We start from the raw sequence: 18,954 nt of genomic DNA, 5'->3' as shown, positions 1-18,954 counted from the left end.
CCTCCTCGGTCAGGTCCGGAACGGGAAGCCGTACGTGTGCACCGCCACGTTCTCGCGACCCTCGACGTCGCCCGCCTCGCGAGCGTCCTTCCCGTGTGCCCGCCACTTCCCGATGACCTCGTTGATCTCGTCGCCCAGCCGCTGCAGCTCCTCCGCCGTCAGCGAGAGGATGCGCTCGGAACTGAAGACCGCGTTGCGCCAGTCACCGGGCCAGGCGTGCTGGGTGTCGAGGTAGCTCTCATACATCTCGTTACGCTGGCGGGCGTATATGCGTGTCACCGCGGAGTGGACGGCCGCGCTCTCGGGGGAGTCGCGAAAGTCCTCGTCCCTGGTGCTGATGCCGTCGTCTGCCGGTCGCCACCAGCGTTCCCGCGCGTCGCCGCGCGCCTGCGCCTCCTCGATGAGGCCGTGCGTGGCCAGCTTGCGCAGGTGGTAGCTGACCAGCGAGACGGCCTCGTCGACCTGGTCGGCGAGCTGGGAGGCGGTCGCCGTGCCCGTCACCTTGAGCGCGCGGTAGAGCTTCATGCGCAGCGGATGCCCCAACGCCTTGAGCGTGTCGAGGTCCTTGATCCGACGACTCTCCTCGGTGGCCATGGAACCACCATAGAAGCGAAAGAAAATTTGCGCAAATAAATTTTCCTATCGAAGGGTAGGGTGAGGGGCATGGCGACGTTCGCACTGATCCACGGGGGCGGCGGGTCCGCGTGGGACTGGCATCTGCTGGAGCCCGAGCTGCGCGACCGCGGGCACGACACCGTGGCGGTGAGCCTGCCGGTCGAGGACGAGTCCGCCGGCCTGCTCGACCACGCCGACGCGGTGGTGGAGGCGGTCGGAGGCCGGCGCGACCTCGTCGTCGTGGCGCACTCGTGGGGCGGCTTCGTCGGGCCGCTCGTCTGCGCCCGCACACCGGCCGACCTCCTGGTGCTGGTCACGGCCATGATCCCGGCCCCCGGCGAGCCGCCGTCCGACTGGTGGGGCAACACGGGGTTCGGCTCGAAGGACATGTCCGACCCGATCGGCCTGTTCCTGCACGACGTGCCCGGAGACGTGGCCGAGGAGCTGCTGACCAGGTCACGGGACCACGCGGACAAGGCCATGGGAGAGCCGTGGCCGCTCGACGCGTGGCCCGACGTGCCGACGAGATTCCTGCTGTGCCGGGACGACCGGTTCTTCACGCCCGATTTCATGCGCGGGGTCGTACGCGACCGGCTCGGCATCACGCCCGACGAGATCGACGGCAGCCACGCCCCCATGCTGGCCCGGCCGAAGGAGCTGGCCGACCGCCTGGAGAGTTACCTCACCGGCAGGTCGTAGACGCGGCGCACGCTGCTGCCGAGCCGGGCCACGTTCGCCCCGTACACGTGGATCGACAGCCCCACCTCGTCGCTGGTGTTGCGGACCTTGTGGATGTCGCCGGGCGGCGCGAACCCGCTCACCTCGCCGGGCCGGTTGTCGACCCGCCCGATCTCGACCAGATGATCGCCCATGTCGCGGTAGAGGGTCTCGTGCTCGATCCCGCTGACGATGCCGAACGCGCACCACGACACGTGGTCGTGGATCTGCGTCTCCTGGCCGGGACGCCACACGACGCTCACGATGGAGAAGTCCTCCTCGCAGTGGAGCGGGCGGGACACGTAGCCGTCGGGCGAGCCCTCGCGTTCGCGCGGCGTGAGGATGTCGAGCCCGGGAAGCCGGCCGCGCAGCAGGTCCGCGACGGCGAACGCGGTCTCGGCGCGACCGAGCCGCCGCGCCACGATCTCGGAGACCCCGGTCACGAGCGCGTCCAGGCCGGGCCGCGCGGCGGTGGTGGCGGCCATATTCATGGTGTCCCCCTAGGGAAAGCAGATAATCATCCTTCCCCTTCTACGGTGCTACACCGCAACCGATAGGTCCAACAGAAGTTATCTGGCCCATTCATAGATACGATCGATGAATGCTGGATGTCGTGCGCCTTCGCGTTCTCGTCGCGGTCGCCCGTAAGGGCTCGCTGACCGCCGCCGCCAAGGAGCTCCACTACTCGCAGCCCTCGGTCAGCCACCACCTGGCCCGGCTGGAGGCGGAGACCGGGGCCCGGCTCGTCCAGCGCGTCGGGCGCGGCGTCAGGCTCACGGAGGCGGGCCGGCTGCTCGCCGAGCGGGCCGCCGAGATCATCGGCCGTCTCGACGCCACCGCCGAGGAGCTCGCCGCGCACGTGGGGCTGCGTTCGGGGCGCGTACGGCTGGCCGCGTTCCCCTCGGCGCTGGGCACGTTCATCCCGAAGGCGGCGGGGCTGCTGTCGGCCGCTCATCCAGGGCTGCGCCTGCAGCTCACCGAGATCGAGCCGCCGGAGGCGCTCAGGCTGCTGCGGTCCGGGCGGGTGGACGTGGCCGTGATCTTCCGGTACGACGACACCGCGCCCGAGGACGGCGACATCCGCATGATCCACCTCCTCGACGACCCCAGCTACCTGGTGGCCAAGGGTCCGGCGGGCGGGCTGGCCGACCACGCGGACTCAGCCTGGATCGCGGGATGCGACCGGTGCAGGAGCCACTTGCTGGAGATCTGCGAGAAGGCGGGATTCACCCCGCAGATCTCGTTCACCAGCGACGACATCGTGGCCGTGCAGGCCCTGGTGGCGGCCGGGCTGGGCCTGACCATGCTGCCGGGGCTGGCGCTGCGGGCCCACCGCAACCCGGACGTGCAGGTGGCCGAGGTACCCGGCTCGACCCGGCACGTGTACGCCGCCGTCTACGGCGAGCCGCCCCACCCACCGGCCACGGAGGCGCTGCTGGCGGCGCTGCGGGAAAGTCTTTTGACGCCGCCTCTACGATGACCCCATGCCGGAAATTTCGACTCTCGCGCTCTTCTGCGTGGCCACTCTCGGCCTGCTCGTGGTCCCCGGACCGGCGGTCCTCTACATCGTCACCCGGAGTGTCACGCAGGGCCGTGCCGCGGGCGTGATCTCGGTGCTCGGCGTGCACACGGGCTCGCTCGTCCACATCGCGGCGGCGGCGCTGGGCCTCAGCGCGCTGCTGGCGGCCTCGGCCACGGCGTTCACCATTGTGAAGTACGTGGGCGTGGCCTACCTGCTCTGGCTCGGCGTACGCAAGCTGATGCAGCGCGAAGAGGGCGAGCAGGTGCTGGAGCTGCGCGTGCAGTCGAAGCGGCGGCTGTTCTGGGAGGGCTTCGTGGTGAACGTCCTCAACCCCAAGACGGCCCTGTTCTTCCTGACGTTCCTGCCGCTGTTCACCCACCCGGAAGCAGGTCCCGTCGGCCCGCAGATCCTGCTGTTCGGGGCGCTGTGGCTGGTGCTGGGGATGGCGTCCGACGGCGCGTACGCGATGCTCTCGTCGGCGCTGGCGGGCCGGCTGCGCGGGTCCGCCCGTGCGCGCCGCCGCCTGAACGTGGGCAGCGGGCTGGTCTACCTCGGGCTGGCGGCCTGGCTCACAACCGAGAAGGCCTGACAAGCCAGGAAATTTCTGGCTCATAGTGCGATAGTGAGATCAGATCAGGGGGACGGCACGTCGGGACGTAGCTAAGAGGCGGACCTCATGGACACGCCACCGCACCGCCTCGGGCTCGAACGGGTCGTCGAGGTCTACTCGGGTCACGACGACCTCGTCGGCGTGACCGGCTCCGGCTATGCGATCGGTGCCGATCTGGTGCTGACCTCCGGCCTCGTGGTGGCCCACGGGCTGCCGTGCCAGGTACGCGCGGCCGATTCGGGCCACTGGGCCGAGGCCGAGCAGGTATGGCGCGGGCGGGCGGGCACGGTGCTCCTGCGGGTCGCCGGAGCCCCCTGGGCCGGCGTCCCCGGCATCGAACACGTCCGCTGGGCCAGGGTGGCCGCCTCCTCGGGCGCGGCAACGGGCTTCAGGGTGCGCTGCGTGGCCAGAGGGTTCCCGTGGCTGGGGCGGCGGGCCGGGATCCGGGACGCGGAGACCGTGACGGGCCTGGTCGACGCCCCCACCGGCGCGGTGTCGAAGGTCCTGGCGGTCAGCGTGCTGAGCCCCGGGCCCGAGTCGCCGCCGGGCGCGCTCACGCGGGGCCTGTCGGGCGCCGTCCTGCTCGCCGAGCCGGCCGGGCAGATCATCGGCGTGGTCGCCGCCGGCCCGTCCGGGACCGCGCCGCACGAGCTGGACGCGGTGCCCGCGACCGCGCTGCTGGGCGACGAACGGTTCTGCGAGCTGGCGGGCGTGGCGCCCGGCCGGATGGAGATCGTGGCGGAGGACGACCCCTCCGTGATCATCGCCGACCTCCTGACCCCCGCCCGCGAGAGGCTGCCCCAGGACTGCTCCGACTGGACGCTGCTGATGGCGCGGCACGCGGTGGTGCCGTTCCTGGGGAGGGACGAGCAGCTGGCGGACCTGCGCTCGTGGGCCGCCGAACCGGCCGCCCTGTCGATCGCGGTGCTGACCGGCCGGAGCGGCACGGGCAAGACGAGGCTGGCGGGCGAGCTCTGCGCGGAGCTGGCCGAGGCCGGGTGGGACACCGGATTCCTGCCGCTGGACTCCGCAGGCGGCCCGCTGACCGGCCGGGCCCTGGAGGCGTTACGCCCGACCCTGCTCGTGGTGGACCATCCTGACCCGTCCCCGCCCCTGGTGGGCGAGCTGGTACGGCGCCTGGCCAAGCACGGGCGCAACCCCCGCGTACGGCTCCTGCTGCTGGCCCGCGAGCTCGGCGAGGCGGACTGGTGGCGGCGGCTCGACACGGCGGCCGGCGGCTGGCTGAGACGGCTCACCTCCACGACGGTCCAGCTCAACGCCCACCCGCTCACCCTGGCTGAGCGCACGGACCACGCGCTCGCCGCCATGAAGGCCTTCGCCCCCAGCCGGGCCGCGCTGCCCGCCCCTCCCCGCCTCGACGACCCGGAGTACGGCCTCCCGCTCCACGTCCACCTGGCGGCCCTGCTCCGGCTGTGCGACGACGAGCACCCCGCACCCTCCCGCGACGGCGAACCGCCCGCGCACGCACGCGACCGCGACGCCGACCTGCGCACGCAGCCGATGCGGCCGCACGGGGACGGCCTGCTCCACCGGTTCCTGGCGCGGGAGAGCGACCAGTGGGCGCGGGTGTGGCCCGCCGAGCACGAACGCGTGGACGACGTGACGGCACGCCAGGCCGTGGCGGTGCTCACGCTCACCGCGCCGGCGCCTGCCGAGCTGCCGGGCCTGCTGACGGCCGTACCCGGACTGCGTGGCGGGACCGGGCTCCACGGGCACACCACGAACGCGGCCCGTTGGCTGGGCGCCGTCTTCCCGAGCGGCGAGCTGGGCCCCGACCTCGTCGCCGAGGAGCTCCTGGCCGAGACGGAGGGCCTGGACGAGCTCGTGCTCGCCCTCCACGATCACGAGGGCCGCACGGTCCACCACCTCGTCCACCTGCTGCACGTCCTGCGCCTGTCCGCCGACCGGGCGCGGGTCGGGTCGGCGCTGCGCTCCCTGGTCGGGGCCAGGATCGGCGCGATGGTCACCGAGGCCGCAGCGAACCCCGCCACCCGGCTCGGGGACCTGCTCAACGCCGCCCTCACGCTGTTCCCCGCCGACCGGGAGCTCGCCGAGGCCGCGTCCGGCCTGCTGGAGAGCGGGCGGGGCGCGGCGCTGGGGCTGCGGGCGTTGCACGTCACCCTCGGCGAGCTGGCCGTACGGCACCGCCGGGCGAGTGGCGAGCGGATCGCGCAGGCCGCGGGGTTGACCTGGCTGTCCGGGCGGCTCGTGGCCGTCGGGCGGGTCGGCGAGGCGGTCGTGGCGGCGGCGGAGGCCGTCGAGATCTACGCGGCCGCTCCCCCGTACGAGGCGGCGGCCGGGCGGGCGGAGGCGCTGTTCAGCCTGGGGGCGTGCCTGCTGCTGGCGGGTGAGGCCGGTTCGGCGCTCAAGCCCACGCAGGAGGCGGCGGCCAGGTTCCGCATCCTGGCCGAGGAGGACCCGGGGTACGCGGCGGAGGCGGCGCGGGCGCACCACAATGTCGCGTGCGCGCTGCTGGAGCTCGGGCGGCTGGACGAGGCCGTGGCGGCGTTCGAGGCGGCGGGCGGCGACGCCGGCACCGCGATGCATCTGACGGCGCTCACCTCCGCACCCCCGCAGTCCGTCACCTCATGGCCGGGGCCCGAACCGACCACGCAACCACGCGTGCGCCCCCACTCGATCTTTTCGCCTTCGCCGGATCCTGGGGCCGGGTTCCGGCCGGACGACACGCCGCCGATGAGGTTGCTCGCCGCCCCGGCCCTCACGCCACCTCCCGGAGCGCTCCCCATCCCGACCGTCGCGCCGCCTCACGGCGCGCTCCCCGTCGCGGCCGTGGGGCCGCCTAAGGGGACAGCCGAGCCGGTGCCGGTGCCCGGGCCGCTGGTGCCGTTCGAGGAGGCGGACGGCGGCGCGCTGCCCGAGCTGGCCGCCTGCCTCGCCGTCGCCGCCACCGTGGCCGTCAAGGGCGTGGCCCCCACGAACACGGATCTGGCCCACCACCTCCACCTCCTGACCGCCTGGCTCGAAGAGCAGGGCAGGCCGGCCGACGCGGTCGTCCCCGCTTCGGAGGCCGTCGTACGGCTGCGCGGCCTCGCCGCCCAGGAACCCGGCCTGCGGTCCATGCTCGCCGACGCCGCCGGGCTGCTGGCAGGGCTCCATGCCCGGCTGGACGACCTGGACGCCGCCGTGCGATCCGCCGCCGAAGCCGTACGCAACCTGCGTGCTCTGGTCGCCTTGGAGCCCGACGAGCACGGTCACACCCTGACGGGGCAGCTGCTGGAGCTGGGCGAGCTGCTGCTGGTCGACGACCGGCCCGAGGCGGCGCTGGGGCCGTTGCAGGAGGCCATGAGCGTGGCGGCCGACCGGCGCCCGGCCACGGAGGCGCGGGCCAGGCGGCTGCTCGGCCTGTGCCTGGACGAGCTCGGGCGGCCCGCCGACGGCCGGGCACAGCTGGAGCTCGCCGCCGAGCTGTACGGCGGGCTGAGCCCCGAGGACCTGACGGCCGAGAACGGCTCCCCCGCGCGGCACGCATCCGAGGCGCGAGCGCGAGCCCGACGGCCGGAGCCGGCGGGCGGCCATATGGGGGGCTGGCCGTGGCTGCCGGAACCGGCCGCCGGTCGCGTGGGGGGGCGGCCGTGGCTGCTGGAGCTGGTCACCTCGCGGCCGGAGGAGGCCGTGGTCAGCGCGGAGCGGCGGCTGGTGGAGTGCCGGCAGGCGGCCGAGGGTGGCGGCACGCCGGAGATCCATGCCTACATCTCCGCCCAGGCCGTGCTCGCCCGGGCCTGGACGGACGTGGGGCGGGCCGGGGACGGGCTCGTGCTCGCGACGCAGGCCGCCGAGCTGCTGCGCCGCCACCCCGTACCGGACGCGCCGCAGCGCGAGCCAGGCCCGGAGCGGCCGCACGCGATCGCCGTGGGGATGGTGGCGGCGGCGCTCGGCAGGGCGCTCGTGAGCCTGGGGCGGGCCGAGGAGGCGAGGCCGCACCTGCGCACCGCCGTCGAGTCCTACGAGCCGATGGCCGAGACGAGCGTCGTGTTCCGTACGGAGCTGGCCGAGCTGCTGATCCTGGAGACGGCCGCGCTACCCCGGGCCGGCGCGGAGGCTGCCGCCGACCGGCTCGTCGAGCTGTACGACGGGCTCGTCTCGGAAGGGCTCGCGACCGCCTCCGCCCTCGCCGGGGCGCTGTGCCTCCAGGGCGGCGCCCGCTTCGCCGGGCAGGATGTCGAAGGCGCACTCCGGTCGGCCACCCGGGCCCTCGATGTCATGACGCCGGCCGACGACCGGGTGCTCGCCGCCGCCTGCCTGGAGCTCGCCGGCCTGTGCCTGGCCGAGCTGCACGAACCCGGCGCGGCCGGGCCGAAGCTGGCCGAGGGCGTCGAGCTGATGACCGACCCGCCGCCGGAGCTCGCCGGCGTGCACCTGCCGGCTCTCGCGCGGCTGGCCAGGATGCGGGTCGAGGAGGAAGGACCGGCCGCGGGCATCGCCCTCTACCGCCGGATGCTCGACACGCGACCGCTTCCCGGGACGGATGTGCTCGGAACGCTCATCGAGGAGGTCTCCGGCTTCCCGGGCGACCCGTCCGAGCTGCTTGCGTCGCTCGCGTCCTTCACGGACGCGCTGGAGCGGGAGGTGCCGCTGAGCGGCGGTGGCGGCGCCGAGGTGCACGACCGGTACGGGCGCTGCCTGACGCGGCTCGGCGCAGCCGCGAAGGAAGGCACGGCGCAGGAACGTGCGGCCCAGGAAGGCACGGCGCAGGAAGACGCGGCGGTGCTGTGCGCGGAGCTGGCCGTCCGGGTCTACCGAGGGCTGGCCGCCTTCTCCGGCGACCACCGCGGACGGCTCGGCCTGGCGCTGGCCTCGCTCGCCCGGCACGGCCAGGCCGAGCCCGCCGTCCTGGAGCAGGCCGCCTACCTCCTCGCCGGGCAGCCGGGCGACGTGCTGGCGGACGTCCTCAACCGCTACGCCGTCCTGCTGCTCGAACAGGGCCGCCCCGTGGAGGCTCTGGCGCACTGCGAGCGGGCCGCCGACCTCTGCGACGAGCTCGACGACCCGGCCCTGGCCGGCGTCACGTACGCCCGGCTCGGCGCCGCCCTGGCCATGCTCGAACGCCCCCAGGCCGCCCTGGAGGCGATCACCTGGTCCCTGGCCGAGCTGGACCGGGCCCCGGAAGCCGGCCCGGAGCTGCGCCGCGTCCGGGCTCAGGCGATCCAGGTGCGCGGGCGGGCGCTGCGGGCCGCCGGCAGGGAGCAGGAGGCGCTGGCGCACCTCATGGAGGCGTTGCGGCTCTACACGGACCTGTCGGAGCAGCGGGAGGCCGCCGAGACCGCCGCGGTGATCGCCGACGACCTGCTGGCCACCGGGCGGCCGGAGGAGGCCGCCGAGTACGCCGGGATCGCCGTCGCCGGACAGCCGCCGGGCACGCTCAAGCACACCCTGGCCACCCAGCGGCTCGTACGGTGCCACATGATGCGCGGCGAGCTCGCCGAGGCCAACGCGCTCGTCGAGGAGCTGATCCCGCTGGCCCGGCGGTCGCCGGACGATCTCACGTACCGGGCTGTGCTCGCCGACTCCCTGGCGCAGAGCTCCGAGCTGCTGCCCCTGCTCGGGCTGGACGAGGGGACCGAGGCCGAGGCCAGGGCCCGGGAGGCCATCGGCATCTACGACGAGCTGCTGACCACCGGCGTGAACGCGCAGGCCCTGCACACCAGCCGGGCGGGCGCCTGCCTCACGATGGCGTCCGCGCTCAGGATGCGGGGCCTGGCCGCCGAGGCGATCCAGCCGCTGCGGGAGGCGGTGGCGGCGCTGGAGCGGTTCGGCCCGGGAAGCACCGTGGAGCAGCGCGCCGGCCAGGGGAACCCGACGCAGCGCGAGCTGCTCTCAAGGGCGATGCTCATGCTGGGCGACGCCCTCATGGAGGCGGGCCGGGCGCTGGAGGCGGGGCTCGTCTTCCACCGCGCCACGCAGGTGACCCGGGACGAGCTGTCCAGGGCCGTGGCGCACGCCCGGCTCGGCCTGTGCCAGCAGGAGCTGGGCAGGGACGACGCCGCCGACGCCGCGCTGCGCGTCTCAGCGGGGCTGCTGCGGGACCTGACGGCCCACGACGGCGTCCCCGACCTGCTCCGCGACGTGCTGCGGGGCAGGCTGACGCTGCTGGAGAAGACGGGCAGGCGCGACGAGACGGCGGCGATCGAGGAGGAACTGCAGCGGCTCTAGGCGTCGCTGGCCTGGACCGTCTCGCGGGCCCACCGGTAGTCGGCCTTGCCGGCCGGCGAGCGCACCATCTCCTCCACGAACGCGTACGTACGAGGCACCTTGTACCCCGACAGCAGCGTCCTGCAGTGCGCGTCCAGCTCCTCGGCCGTGACCTCGACGCCCGGCCGCGGCTCCACCACGGCCGCGACCCTGTTCCCCCACCGCTCGTCCGGCATCCCGGTCACCACCGCGTCGAACACCGACGGATGCCCCTTGAGCACCGCCTCGACCTCCTCGGGGAACACCTTCTCCCCGCCGGTGTTGATGCACTGCGAGCCGCGGCCGAACACGTTCACGGTCCCGTCGGTGTCCACGGTCGCCAGGTCACCGGTCAGCAGCCAGCGGGTGCCGTCCGCGTCGGTGACGAACGTGCGGGCCGTCTTCTCGGGGTCGTTGTAGTAGCCGAACGCCACCCGCCCGGCCCTGGCGACGGTCCCGAGCTGCCCGGAGCCGGGCTCGACGGGCCGGTGCCGCTCGTCGAGCACGGCCAGCTTGACCACGGAGTTCGGCTGGTAGCGCAGGCCCTTCTCCGGCGAGGACCCGGCCACGCCGGACGCGGTGAAGCCGGACTCGGTGGAGCCGAAGTTGTCCAGGATCCCGATGTTCGGGAGTGCCTTCTGGAGCCGGTCGCGTACCGCGCCCGACAGGATCGCCCCGGTCGAGCTGACCACGAACAGCGACGAGACGTCGTAGCCGCCCTTCTCCAGCGCCTCGGCCAGGGGCCTGGCCATGGCGTCGCCGGTGATGTTCATGGTGAACACGCGCTCGCGCTCGACCGCGCGCCACACGTCCTCGGCGTCGAACTTGCGCACGTACACCATGGTCGCGCCCATCCACCAGGCGATGAACGTGGCCATCTGCGCGGCCCCGTGCATCAGCGGCGGCGCGGCCATCATGACCATCGGGCCGGCCTTGACGGCCTCGTCGATCACCTCGCGCGGGGTGGCGCGCGGCTCGCCGTACGGATTGCCGCCGCCGAAGGCCATGAACAGGTCCTCGACCCGCCACATCGCCCCCTTGGGCATGCCCGTGGTGCCGCCGGTGTAGATGATGTAGACGTCGTTGCCCGAGCGCGCCGGGAAGCCGCGCTCCGGCCGCCCGCGCTCCAGAGCGGTCTCGTACGGCACCGCCGCGCCGATCGCCGACGGCCCGCCCACCGAGATCAGGTGCTCCAGCAGCGGCGCCCGGTCCGCCACGGCGGCCACCCGCGCGTCGAACTCCACGTCGTAGACCAGCGCCCGGATGTCGGCGTCGCGGTAGAGGTAGAGCAGCTCGGACTCGACGTAGCGGTAGTTGACGTTGATCGGCACGGCCCGGATCTTCAGCGCGGCCAGCAGGCCCGCCACGTACTCGACGCCGTTGTAGAGGTGGAGGCCGACGTGCTCGCCGGGCTGGACGCCCAGGTCCATGAGGTAGTGGGCGAGCCGGTTCGACTCGGCCTCCAGCTCGGCGTAGGTGCGCCGGTCCGGGCCGCAGACGACGGCGGTCCTGTCCCCGATCGCGTCCGCGAGCCCTTCGAACAGGTCAGCGTGGTTGAACTCCATCAGGGTCTCTCCCGTCCGACGATCCACATCGCGAAGAACTGGGCTCCCCCGCCATAGGCGTGGCCGAGCGCCGTGCGGGCGCCGTCCACCTGGTGCTCGCCCGCCATCCCGCGCACCTGCAGCGCGGCCTCGGCGAACCTGATCAGTCCCGACGCCCCGATCGGGTTGCTCGACAGCACCCCGCCCGAGGCGTTCCACGGGGTGTCACCGTCGAGCGCCGTCGCGCCCGACTCGGTGAGCTTCCACCCCTCCCCGTCCGCCGCGAACCCCAGGTTCTCCAGCCACATCGGCTCGTACCAGGAGAACGGCACGTACGTCTCGGCCACGTCGATCTGCCGCCGCGGGTCGGTGATGCCGGCCTGGCGGTAGACGTCGGCCGCGCAGTCCTTGCCCGCCTGCGGGCTGACAGTGTCGCGCCCGGCGCGGAAGATCGGCTCGGAGCGCATGGCGGTGCCGTGCACCCAGGCCGGGGTGCCGGTGACCTTCGACTCGGACGACAGCACCATCGCGCAGGCGCCGTCGCTGGACGGGCAGGTCTCCAGGTAGCGGATCGGCTCCCACAACATCGGCGTGGACTCGACCATCTTCTGGTCGATGCCGGGGATCTTGAGGTGCGCGTACGGGTTCTTGAGCGCGTTGAGCCGGTCCTTGACCGCCACCAGCGTCCCGATGTGATCGGGCGCGCCCGATCTGCGCATGTACTCGCGGATGTGCGGCGCGAAGTAGCCGCCCGCCCCCACGACCAGCGACGCGTTGAACGGCAGGTGCGTGGACAGCGCCCAGGTGGCGTTCGACTCCGACTGCTTCTCGAACGCCACCACCAGCACCCGGTCGTGCACGCCGCCCTGGATGAGGCTGGCGCCGACCAGCGCCGTGGAGCCGCCCACGCTGCCCGCCGTGTGCACCCGCATCATCGGCTTGCCCGCCGCGCCGAGGGCGTCCGCCAGGTACGACTCCGGCATCATCACGCCCTCGAACAGGTCCGGCGCCTTGCCGATGACCACGGCGTCGATGTCCTTGAACGACAGCCCGGCGTCCTCCAGCGCCCGCAGCGCCGCCTCGCGCACCAGCCCGGCGATCGACACGTCCCTGCGCTTGGTCGTGTAGTGCGTCTGCCCGACGCCGATGACCGCACAGCGGTTGCCCATGTCACGCCTCCAAAACGGTGACGAGGTTGTGCTGCAGGCAGGGCCCGCCCGCGGCGTGCCCGACGGTGCGGCTCGCGTCGCCGTCGAGGATGCGCCGCGCGGCCTCGCCGATGCGGATGAGGCCCGTCGCCATGACGGGGTTGGCGGCCAGCGGGCCGCCGGACGGGTTGATCACCGTTTCGCCGGGCAGCTCCAGCGCCCGGCGCAGGATGATCTCCTCGTGCGGGAACTGGGCGTGCAACTCGGCCACCTCGACGGGCCCCTTGCCGACCCCGGCAGCCCGTGCGGCGTCGGCCGCGGAGGCCGACGCGGAAAGATCGCGCATGCCCAGGTAGTGGGGCTCGATGCGGTGGGCGATGCCCCTGATGTAGGCCGGGTTCGGGCACAGCTCCCCGGCCAGGTCACCGGCCGCGAGCACGATCGCCGCCGCGCCGTCCGTGATGGGCGGCACGTCCGTCTTCTTGAGCGGTTGCACCGCGAAGTCCTCGCCGTCCGGATCGGGCAGGTCGAGCGCGTACGGGTTGGCCCGCCCGTCCGCCCGGCTCCTGCGGACGATCTCGTCGAGCTCCTTGCGGTCCGCGCCGACCGCGCCGGCCTGGAGCGCGGCGTAGGAGAGCAGGTCGAGGCCGAGCGGCGCCAGGTAGTAGGGGTCGAGCTGGATCGTCATGATCGTGTTCAGGTCGCCGAGCGACGACTTGCCGAACCCGTAGACCAGGGCCGAGTCGATGTCGCCGTGCTGGAGCCGGACCCACGCCTCGTACAGGGCCCAGGCGCCGTCCATCTCCACGTGGCTCTCCGAGATGGGCGGCCAGGCGCCCAGCGCGTCGAGGGCCGACACGAACGAGAACGGGGCGCCCGCGAGGTAGTCGCAGCTGCCGGAGCAGGTGAAGCCGAACCTCTTGAGCCCGGTGCGCTCCTTGACCTCGTCGATCACGGGCAGGATCAGCTCGGGCTCGGTCTGCCCGGCGTCGTGGTCGGTATGCCGGGTCTGGGCGAACGCGACGATCGCGACATCTCTCATGACAGCTCCACGTCGGGCTCGCCGGTGGGGGCGAACCAGCGGATGTTCGACATTGACGCCGTACGCTCGCTCTCCGGCACCCAGACCGCCCTGACCCGCATGCCCTGGCGCACCTCGTGAGCGGGTACGTCCCCGATGAGCGCGATCATGGGGATATCGGCGTTGTCGAGCAGGATGTACGCCGACACGAACGGCACCTGCGGGGCCCGGGGATCGGGCAGGTTGTTGATGGCGAACGTGGTGATCGTGCCGGTGTCGGGCACTTCGAGCGTCTCCGCGATGCCGCTTCCGCATTCGGGGCAGGACTGGCGGTAGGGCACGTACACCTTGTCGCAGGTCTCGCACCGCCCGCCGAGGAAGACGCCGCGCCGGACGCCCTCCAGGAAGACGCGGAGCGCGCCGCCCGCCTGGAGGCGGTACTCGGCGCGCACGTTGGAGACGATCTTCGTGACCTCGGGGGCGAAATGGGAGATGTCGCGGATGTGGCCAGTGGGCCGGTCGCTCCAGACCGGCCAGACGCGTGCTCCTGCGGCCAGCGCCTTGGCGTTGCCCGCGTCCACGGCGTGGAGCAGCGCGGTGTCGGCGCCGTCCAGCTTGATCAGCGCCCAGGCGAAGGGGCGGTCGAGCGGGTGGCCTTCGAGCGGCTCGTCCACCCACGCCCAGGTGGTGACCGTGCCGGCCGGACCGACCTCGACGTACTCGGCGGTCACCGGCTCGCCGGTCGCGGGGTCGTACTCCAGGGGCGGCACGAGCACCTTGCCCTCGTTCGTCCGCACCCCGACGATGCGCCGGCCGCGCAACTCGCTCAGGAACCGGCCGATCACGGGGCCTGTGGTTCTCGTGTAGCCGCCCGGGAACTCCAGGACGTGCTGGGCGACCAGCGGATCAGATGGCACGGTCTCGTCCCTCCCAGTACGGGGCGCGGAGCTTGCGTTTGAGCAGCTTGCCGTTGGGCTCTCGGGGCATCTCGGCGATGAAGTCGACGCTCTTGGGCCACTTCATCCTGGACAGGCGGCCCTCCAGCGAGGCCAGCAGCTCGCGGGCCAGCTCGGGGCCGGGCTCGACGCCCGGCGCGGGCTCGACCACGGCCTTGATCTGCTCGCCCCACTCCTCGTCCGGGATGCCGAACACGGCCACGTCCGCCACCTTCGGGTGGATCATGAGCTCGTTCTCGATCTCGGCGGGGTAGATGTTCGCCCCGCCGGAGATGATCATGTCGGCCTTGCGGTCGCAGAGGAAGAGGAAGCCGTCCTCGTCCAGGTATCCGATGTCCCCGACGGTGAAGTACTCCTTGAGCCGGTTCGCGGCGGTCTTGGCGGGGTCGCCCTTGTACTCGAACGGGACGCCCATCATCTTCATGTAGATCGTCCCGGCGGTGCCGGTCGGCACGGGCTCGCCCTGATCGTCGGCGATCAGCAGCTCGCTGATGGGCCAGGCGTTGCCGACCGTGCCCGGATGCGCCTTCCAGTCCTCGGGCGTGGCCAGGGTGCCGCCGCCCTCGGTGGCCGCGTAGTACTCGTACACGCAGTCGCCCCACCACTCGAGCATCGCCCACTTGACCGGGACCGGACAGGGGGCGGCGGCGTGGATCATCCACTTGAGCGAGGACAGGTCGTACCTGGTCCGGGTCTCCTCCGGCAGCGCGAGCAGCCGCTTGAAGTGGGTCGGGACGAGGTGGGAGTTCGTGACGCCGTGGCGCTCGCAGAGCCGGAGCAGCTCTTCGGCGTCCCACTTGTCCATGTAGACGAGGGTGTGTCCCATGTGCAGCGCGGTGCCGCCGAACTGGGTGACCGCGGTGTGGTAGTTCGGGGAGGTGACCAGGTGGGCGTTGGGGCGGCCCGGGGTGATGCCGAACAGTCCGAGCAGGAACGTCATGAGCTCGGCGGAGTCGTCCGGATCGAGGCCGTTCAGCCGGCGCTTGACCCCCTTGGGCTTGCCGGTCGTGCCCGAGGTGTAGTGCATGGTGGCGCCCGCGGTGCGGTCCTCGGGGGCGGTGTCCGGCTGGCCGTCGATCAGCTCGCCCACCTGGCGGAAACCATCCGTCTTGCCCTCCCCGACGAGGAAGCGGCGGTGCGGCTCGATGGCCTCGGCCGCCCTGGCGCCCTCCTCGATGTAGCGGGGGTGCACGAAGAACGCCTTGGCCTCGCTGTCGGAGACGATGTACGCGATCTCGGGGCCGGTCAGATGCCAGTTGACCGGGGTGTAGTACCAGCCGGCCTGCATGGCGGCGAGATAGAGCACGAGCCCGTCGGCACCGTTCGGCACCAGGCCGCAGATGCCGTCGCCGGGCTGGAGCCCGAGCCCGCGTAAGCCGTGGACGAGGCGGTTGGCCCGGGCGAGCAGATCGCCCGCGCGATGCTCCGTGCCGTCGGGGTCCACGGCCGCGATCCACTCGGGATCCGCCTGCGCGAGCCTCCAGAAACCGAGCGTGCCCATCTGAACTCCCAGGAGTCGTGGCGCGAGCAAAACAGGAACCTGTTCTCGTTTGCTGCTGGGAGCGTATCCTGGGGCCGAAGTTCGTAGCAAGCGCTTGATTAGACACTTCGGAGGCGTACGTGGAGCTCCTGCCGATCAGCACTCCCCACTGCCGGATCGAACGAGACGGCCATGTCCTGATCGTCACCATGAACCGGCCGGAGGCGCGCAACGCGCTCTCCTCGGACATGCTGATCGGCCTGGCCTCGGCATGGGCTTACGCGTCGGCCGAGGCCGGGATCAGGGTGGCGATCCTGACGGGCGCGGAGGGCACGTTCTGCGCCGGGGCCGACCTCAAGGCCATGGGACAGCCGTCCACGGACCCGGAGGTCCAGGCCAGGGCCGCGCAGATCCCCAACTTCCACTGGAAGGGCCTGCTCAGGGAGGAGCTGCCCACCAAGCCGATCATCAGCGCGGTCGAGGGCTACGCGGTGGCGGGCGGCACGGAGCTGCTGGTGGGGACGGACCTGCGGGTGGTGGCGGAGTCGTCCACGCTGGGGCTGTTCGAGGCCAAGCGGGCGCTCTTCCCCATGGGCGGCAGCGCCGTACGCCTGCCCCGGCAGATCCCGTACTGCCACGCCATGGACCTCCTCCTGACCGGCCGCCCGATCACGGCGGCGGAGGCGCTGTCCATGGGGCTGGTCAACCGCGTGGTGCCCGACGGCCAGGCGCTGGCCTCGGCCCGGCAACTGGCCGAGGACGTCGTCTCCTCGGGGCCGCTCTCCGTGCAGGCGATCCTGCGTACGTACCGGGACACCCTGGGCATGCCGGAGCCGGAGGCGCTGAAGGTGTCGGACGAGATCGGCTGGCCGGTGATCGGGTCGGAGGACGCCAAGGAAGGCACCCGGGCCTTCCGCGAGAAGCGCCCCCCGACCTACCACGCGCGCTAGTCGCCGGTGAGGCGCTCCAGGCGGTCGAGCGCCTCACCGTACTCCTCCACCAGGCCGAACATGACGTCCTTGGTCGAGCGGACCTGGTTGGTGATGCCGATGACCTGGCCGGCCGGGAAGGTGGCCAGGTCCGACACGTCGGAGCGGCCGATGCGCCGCAGGGCGTCCGACACCAGCATGAACTGCAGGGGCATCGGCAGCGTGCCGGGCGACTCCTCCGACTCCCACGCCTCCGTCCAGGCGTTCTTGAGCAGCCGCGCGGGCTTGCCGGTCCAGCTGCGCGAGCGGACGGTATCGCGGGAGGTGGCCTCCAGGATGCGGCGCTTGGCCATCTCCGGGGTGTCGGCCTCCTCGACCGTGAGCCAGAGCGAGCCGGTCCAGACGCCCTCGGCGCCCAGCGCCATCCCCGCCGCCATCTGGCGGCCGTTGCCGATGCCGCCGGCGGCCAGGACGGGCACGTCCACCGCGTCCACCACCTGCGGGATCAGCACCATGGTGGAGATCTCGCCCGTGTGGCCGCCGGCCTCGGTGCCCTGGGCGACCACGACGTCCACGCCGACCTCCACCTGCTTGAGCGCGTGCCGGGGCGTGGAGGCCAGGGCGGCTACCTTGACCCCGTGCTCGTGGGCGAGGTCCACCACGTCGGCGGGGGGCGGGCCGAGCGCGTTGGCCAGCAGCGCGATGGGGTGCCGCAGGGCGACCTCGACCTGGGGGCGCGCGGTGGCGTCCGTCCAGCCGAGCAGCACCTTGCCGGGGTCCGCGTCCGACGACAGCGCCGGGACCCCGTGCTTGGCCAGGAGGTTCTCGACGAACCCCCGGTGGCCGTCGGGGATCATCGACTGCAGGCGGCCCACCAGTTCCTCGGGCGCGAAGTCGGCGCCCTCGTAGGAGGCGGGCATGACGACGTCCACGCCGTACGGCTTGCCGTCCACGTGGTCGTCGATCCACTTGAGCTCGGTCTCGAGCTCCTCGGGGGTGAAGTAGAGCGCACCGAGCACACCCATGCCGCCGGCGCGGCTCACGGCCGCGACCACGTCCCTGCAGTGGCTGAAGGCGAAGATCGGGAGCTCGATTCCGAACATGTCCGTGACACGTGTCCGCATGAGCCGACCATAAGCCGCGAAACCAGCGAACTGCAACGCGTTCTATCCTAGAACCTTTGCTCTAGTCACGAGTTCGGCCCGGCTGCTCGCGCAAGCCGGGCCGAACTGCAACCTGTTCCAGCAGTTACGCGTCGACCGGCTCCTTGACGACGGCGCGCGGCGTGCGGCGGCGGGCGACCACCAGCGCGGCGCCGAACGCGAGCAGGCCCGACGCCAGCAGCGCGATGGGGATCGTGGTCTTCACCAGGGTGATCTGGTTCTTGGCGTCCCTGGCCGTGGCCACCAGGTTGGAGATGGTCTTCGGAGTGAAGGAGGCGGTGGCGACCAGGGCCTTGGCCCGCTCGACCCCGTCCTGGCTCTTGAGCGTCTCGTTCCTGCTCACTTCCTGCTTGACCGGCGCGCCGCTGGTGGGCTCCACCCAGTACGTGTCCACGCCCTCGTACCAGCGGTCGACCTGGACGTCACCGGTCCCCGTCATCCCCATCATCGAGGCGGGGGCGCTCAACGTCGCGATCTTGGTCGGCGGCACCTTCAGCTGGAACTTGTAGACGGGCAGCCCGTCCACGGTGTCCTCGCCGGCGAACGTCGCGTCGAAGGCGTGCTTGGCCGTCTGGTTGAAGTACTTGTAGGTCTTCTTCTCCACGCCGAAGGGGAACAGGTAGATCTGCCCCTCCAGGGTCACGGGCTCCTTGTTGACGCTCACCCCGCAGCAGTTGACGCCCACGCCGGTGTGCCGGTCGAAGGCGCTGCGCCGCTCGGAGATGTTGATCTGCGGCTTGTTGTTGGTGACGTCGTCCACCACGGTGAACTCGTCCCAGACGACGCGGGAGTCAGTGGCTTGCGAGACGTCGCCGCGGGTGGTGACCAGCATCTTGAGGTTCGCGGTCAGCACCTTCCCGTCGGCGACGGAGAAGTACTGGGACGACGGGGCCTCGAGCTCGACGGTGCTGTACTGGCCCGCCGGCGCGGAGATGACCCGGTCCGCCGCCCAGAATTTCACCATTCCTGCGAGGACCACCAGAAACGCACCAACGGCGACGAGAACGAGTACAGGTGTGCGCTGCATTCAAGATCCTCC

The 18,954-nt window shown here is 72.3% G+C and carries 14 protein-coding genes; 5 read left to right on the top strand and 9 right to left on the bottom strand.

Annotation, left to right across the window (positions count from 1 at the left end; translation table 11 throughout):
• Window positions 1-9: 9 nt before the first annotated feature.
• Window positions 10-594: a helix-turn-helix domain-containing protein gene (locus AB0J87_RS04215; RefSeq protein WP_363962559.1), complete on the bottom strand. Its 585-nt coding sequence runs from the start codon at window positions 592-594 to the stop codon at window positions 10-12.
• Window positions 595-663: 69 nt separating this feature from the next.
• Between AB0J87_RS04215 and AB0J87_RS04210 the strand changes: the two genes are divergently transcribed.
• A complete protein-coding gene (locus AB0J87_RS04210; protein ID WP_350728492.1) occupies window positions 664-1,314 on the top strand; it encodes an alpha/beta hydrolase in 651 nt (216 codons plus the stop codon).
• Here the strand turns inward: AB0J87_RS04210 and AB0J87_RS04205 are convergent.
• The gene (locus AB0J87_RS04205) at window positions 1,293-1,823 is read right to left on the bottom strand and encodes a cysteine dioxygenase family protein (protein ID WP_363962558.1); all 531 of its coding nucleotides are present in this window, start codon (window positions 1,821-1,823) and stop codon (window positions 1,293-1,295) included. The two genes, AB0J87_RS04210 and AB0J87_RS04205, sit on opposite strands and share 22 nt — an antisense overlap.
• A 110-nt stretch (window positions 1,824-1,933) precedes the next feature.
• On the opposite strand from AB0J87_RS04205, the gene AB0J87_RS04200 reads away from it, so the two are divergent.
• The 3 genes from AB0J87_RS04200 to AB0J87_RS04190 all read left to right on the top strand — a co-directional run bounded on the left by AB0J87_RS04200 (window position 1,934) and on the right by AB0J87_RS04190 (window position 9,656).
• Window positions 1,934-2,812: a LysR family transcriptional regulator gene (locus tag AB0J87_RS04200; RefSeq protein ID WP_363962557.1), complete on the top strand. Its 879-nt coding sequence runs from the start codon at window positions 1,934-1,936 to the stop codon at window positions 2,810-2,812.
• Window positions 2,813-2,816: 4 nt separating this feature from the next.
• A complete protein-coding gene (locus AB0J87_RS04195) occupies window positions 2,817-3,443 on the top strand; it encodes a LysE family translocator (RefSeq protein ID WP_363962556.1) in 627 nt (208 codons plus the stop codon).
• Window positions 3,444-3,530: 87 nt separating this feature from the next.
• Complete coding sequence (locus AB0J87_RS04190) at window positions 3,531-9,656, top strand: tetratricopeptide repeat protein (RefSeq protein WP_363962555.1); 6,126 nt, start codon at window positions 3,531-3,533, stop codon at window positions 9,654-9,656.
• Here AB0J87_RS04190 and AB0J87_RS04185 read toward each other — a convergent pair.
• Genes AB0J87_RS04185 through AB0J87_RS04165 form a run of 5 tightly spaced genes read right to left on the bottom strand, consistent with a single transcriptional unit; the run spans window position 9,653 to window position 15,844 of the window.
• Window positions 9,653-11,239 (bottom strand): acyl-CoA synthetase, encoded by a 1,587-nt coding sequence (locus tag AB0J87_RS04185; RefSeq protein ID WP_363962554.1) that lies wholly within the window; start codon window positions 11,237-11,239, stop codon window positions 9,653-9,655. The two genes, AB0J87_RS04190 and AB0J87_RS04185, sit on opposite strands and share 4 nt — an antisense overlap.
• Entirely contained in the window at window positions 11,239-12,387 is a 1,149-nt protein-coding gene (locus AB0J87_RS04180) for a thiolase domain-containing protein (RefSeq protein ID WP_363962553.1), read from the bottom strand. The genes AB0J87_RS04185 and AB0J87_RS04180 overlap by 1 nt, the downstream gene beginning before the upstream one ends.
• Before the next feature lies 1 nt (window position 12,388).
• The gene (locus tag AB0J87_RS04175; protein WP_350728485.1) at window positions 12,389-13,408 is read right to left on the bottom strand and encodes a thiolase domain-containing protein; all 1,020 of its coding nucleotides are present in this window, start codon (window positions 13,406-13,408) and stop codon (window positions 12,389-12,391) included.
• On the bottom strand, window positions 13,405-14,304 hold the full coding sequence (locus AB0J87_RS04170; protein WP_363962552.1) for an OB-fold domain-containing protein: 900 nt from the start codon (window positions 14,302-14,304) through the stop codon (window positions 13,405-13,407). Before AB0J87_RS04170 ends, AB0J87_RS04175 begins: the two co-directional genes overlap by 4 nt.
• The gene (locus AB0J87_RS04165) at window positions 14,294-15,844 is read right to left on the bottom strand and encodes an acyl-CoA synthetase (RefSeq protein WP_363962551.1); all 1,551 of its coding nucleotides are present in this window, start codon (window positions 15,842-15,844) and stop codon (window positions 14,294-14,296) included. The genes AB0J87_RS04170 and AB0J87_RS04165 overlap by 11 nt, the downstream gene beginning before the upstream one ends.
• A 119-nt stretch (window positions 15,845-15,963) precedes the next feature.
• On the opposite strand from AB0J87_RS04165, the gene AB0J87_RS04160 reads away from it, so the two are divergent.
• Window positions 15,964-16,773, top strand: coding sequence for a crotonase/enoyl-CoA hydratase family protein (locus AB0J87_RS04160; protein WP_363962550.1), 810 nt, complete (start codon window positions 15,964-15,966; stop codon window positions 16,771-16,773).
• Here AB0J87_RS04160 and AB0J87_RS04155 read toward each other — a convergent pair.
• Window positions 16,770-17,876 (bottom strand): nitronate monooxygenase family protein, encoded by a 1,107-nt coding sequence (locus tag AB0J87_RS04155; RefSeq protein WP_363962549.1) that lies wholly within the window; start codon window positions 17,874-17,876, stop codon window positions 16,770-16,772. The two genes, AB0J87_RS04160 and AB0J87_RS04155, sit on opposite strands and share 4 nt — an antisense overlap.
• Before the next feature lie 124 nt (window positions 17,877-18,000).
• Window positions 18,001-18,942 (bottom strand): DUF3068 domain-containing protein, encoded by a 942-nt coding sequence (locus tag AB0J87_RS04150; protein ID WP_363962548.1) that lies wholly within the window; start codon window positions 18,940-18,942, stop codon window positions 18,001-18,003.
• Window positions 18,943-18,954 lie beyond the last annotated feature (12 nt).

The sequence above is a fragment of the Nonomuraea sp. NPDC049625 genome, from assembly GCF_040675285.1.
Classification (GTDB): domain Bacteria; phylum Actinomycetota; class Actinomycetes; order Streptosporangiales; family Streptosporangiaceae; genus Nonomuraea; species Nonomuraea angiospora_A.
This window is presented reverse-complemented; position numbering and strand designations above follow the sequence as displayed.

Coding starts and splice junctions, on each gene's coding strand:
- AB0J87_RS04215 (WP_363962559.1), bottom strand. CDS start 594: ATGGCCACCGAGGAGAGTCGTCGGATCAAGGACCTCGACACGCTCAAG.
- AB0J87_RS04210 (WP_350728492.1), top strand. CDS start 664: ATGGCGACGTTCGCACTGATCCACGGGGGCGGCGGGTCCGCGTGGGAC.
- AB0J87_RS04205 (WP_363962558.1), bottom strand. CDS start 1,823: ATGAATATGGCCGCCACCACCGCCGCGCGGCCCGGCCTGGACGCGCTC.
- AB0J87_RS04200 (WP_363962557.1), top strand. CDS start 1,934: ATGCTGGATGTCGTGCGCCTTCGCGTTCTCGTCGCGGTCGCCCGTAAG.
- AB0J87_RS04195 (WP_363962556.1), top strand. CDS start 2,817: ATGCCGGAAATTTCGACTCTCGCGCTCTTCTGCGTGGCCACTCTCGGC.
- AB0J87_RS04190 (WP_363962555.1), top strand. CDS start 3,531: ATGGACACGCCACCGCACCGCCTCGGGCTCGAACGGGTCGTCGAGGTC.
- AB0J87_RS04185 (WP_363962554.1), bottom strand. CDS start 11,239: ATGGAGTTCAACCACGCTGACCTGTTCGAAGGGCTCGCGGACGCGATC.
- AB0J87_RS04180 (WP_363962553.1), bottom strand. CDS start 12,387: ATGGGCAACCGCTGTGCGGTCATCGGCGTCGGGCAGACGCACTACACG.
- AB0J87_RS04175 (WP_350728485.1), bottom strand. CDS start 13,408: ATGAGAGATGTCGCGATCGTCGCGTTCGCCCAGACCCGGCATACCGAC.
- AB0J87_RS04165 (WP_363962551.1), bottom strand. CDS start 15,844: ATGGGCACGCTCGGTTTCTGGAGGCTCGCGCAGGCGGATCCCGAGTGG.
- AB0J87_RS04155 (WP_363962549.1), bottom strand. CDS start 17,876: ATGCGGACACGTGTCACGGACATGTTCGGAATCGAGCTCCCGATCTTC.
- AB0J87_RS04150 (WP_363962548.1), bottom strand. CDS start 18,942: ATGCAGCGCACACCTGTACTCGTTCTCGTCGCCGTTGGTGCGTTTCTG.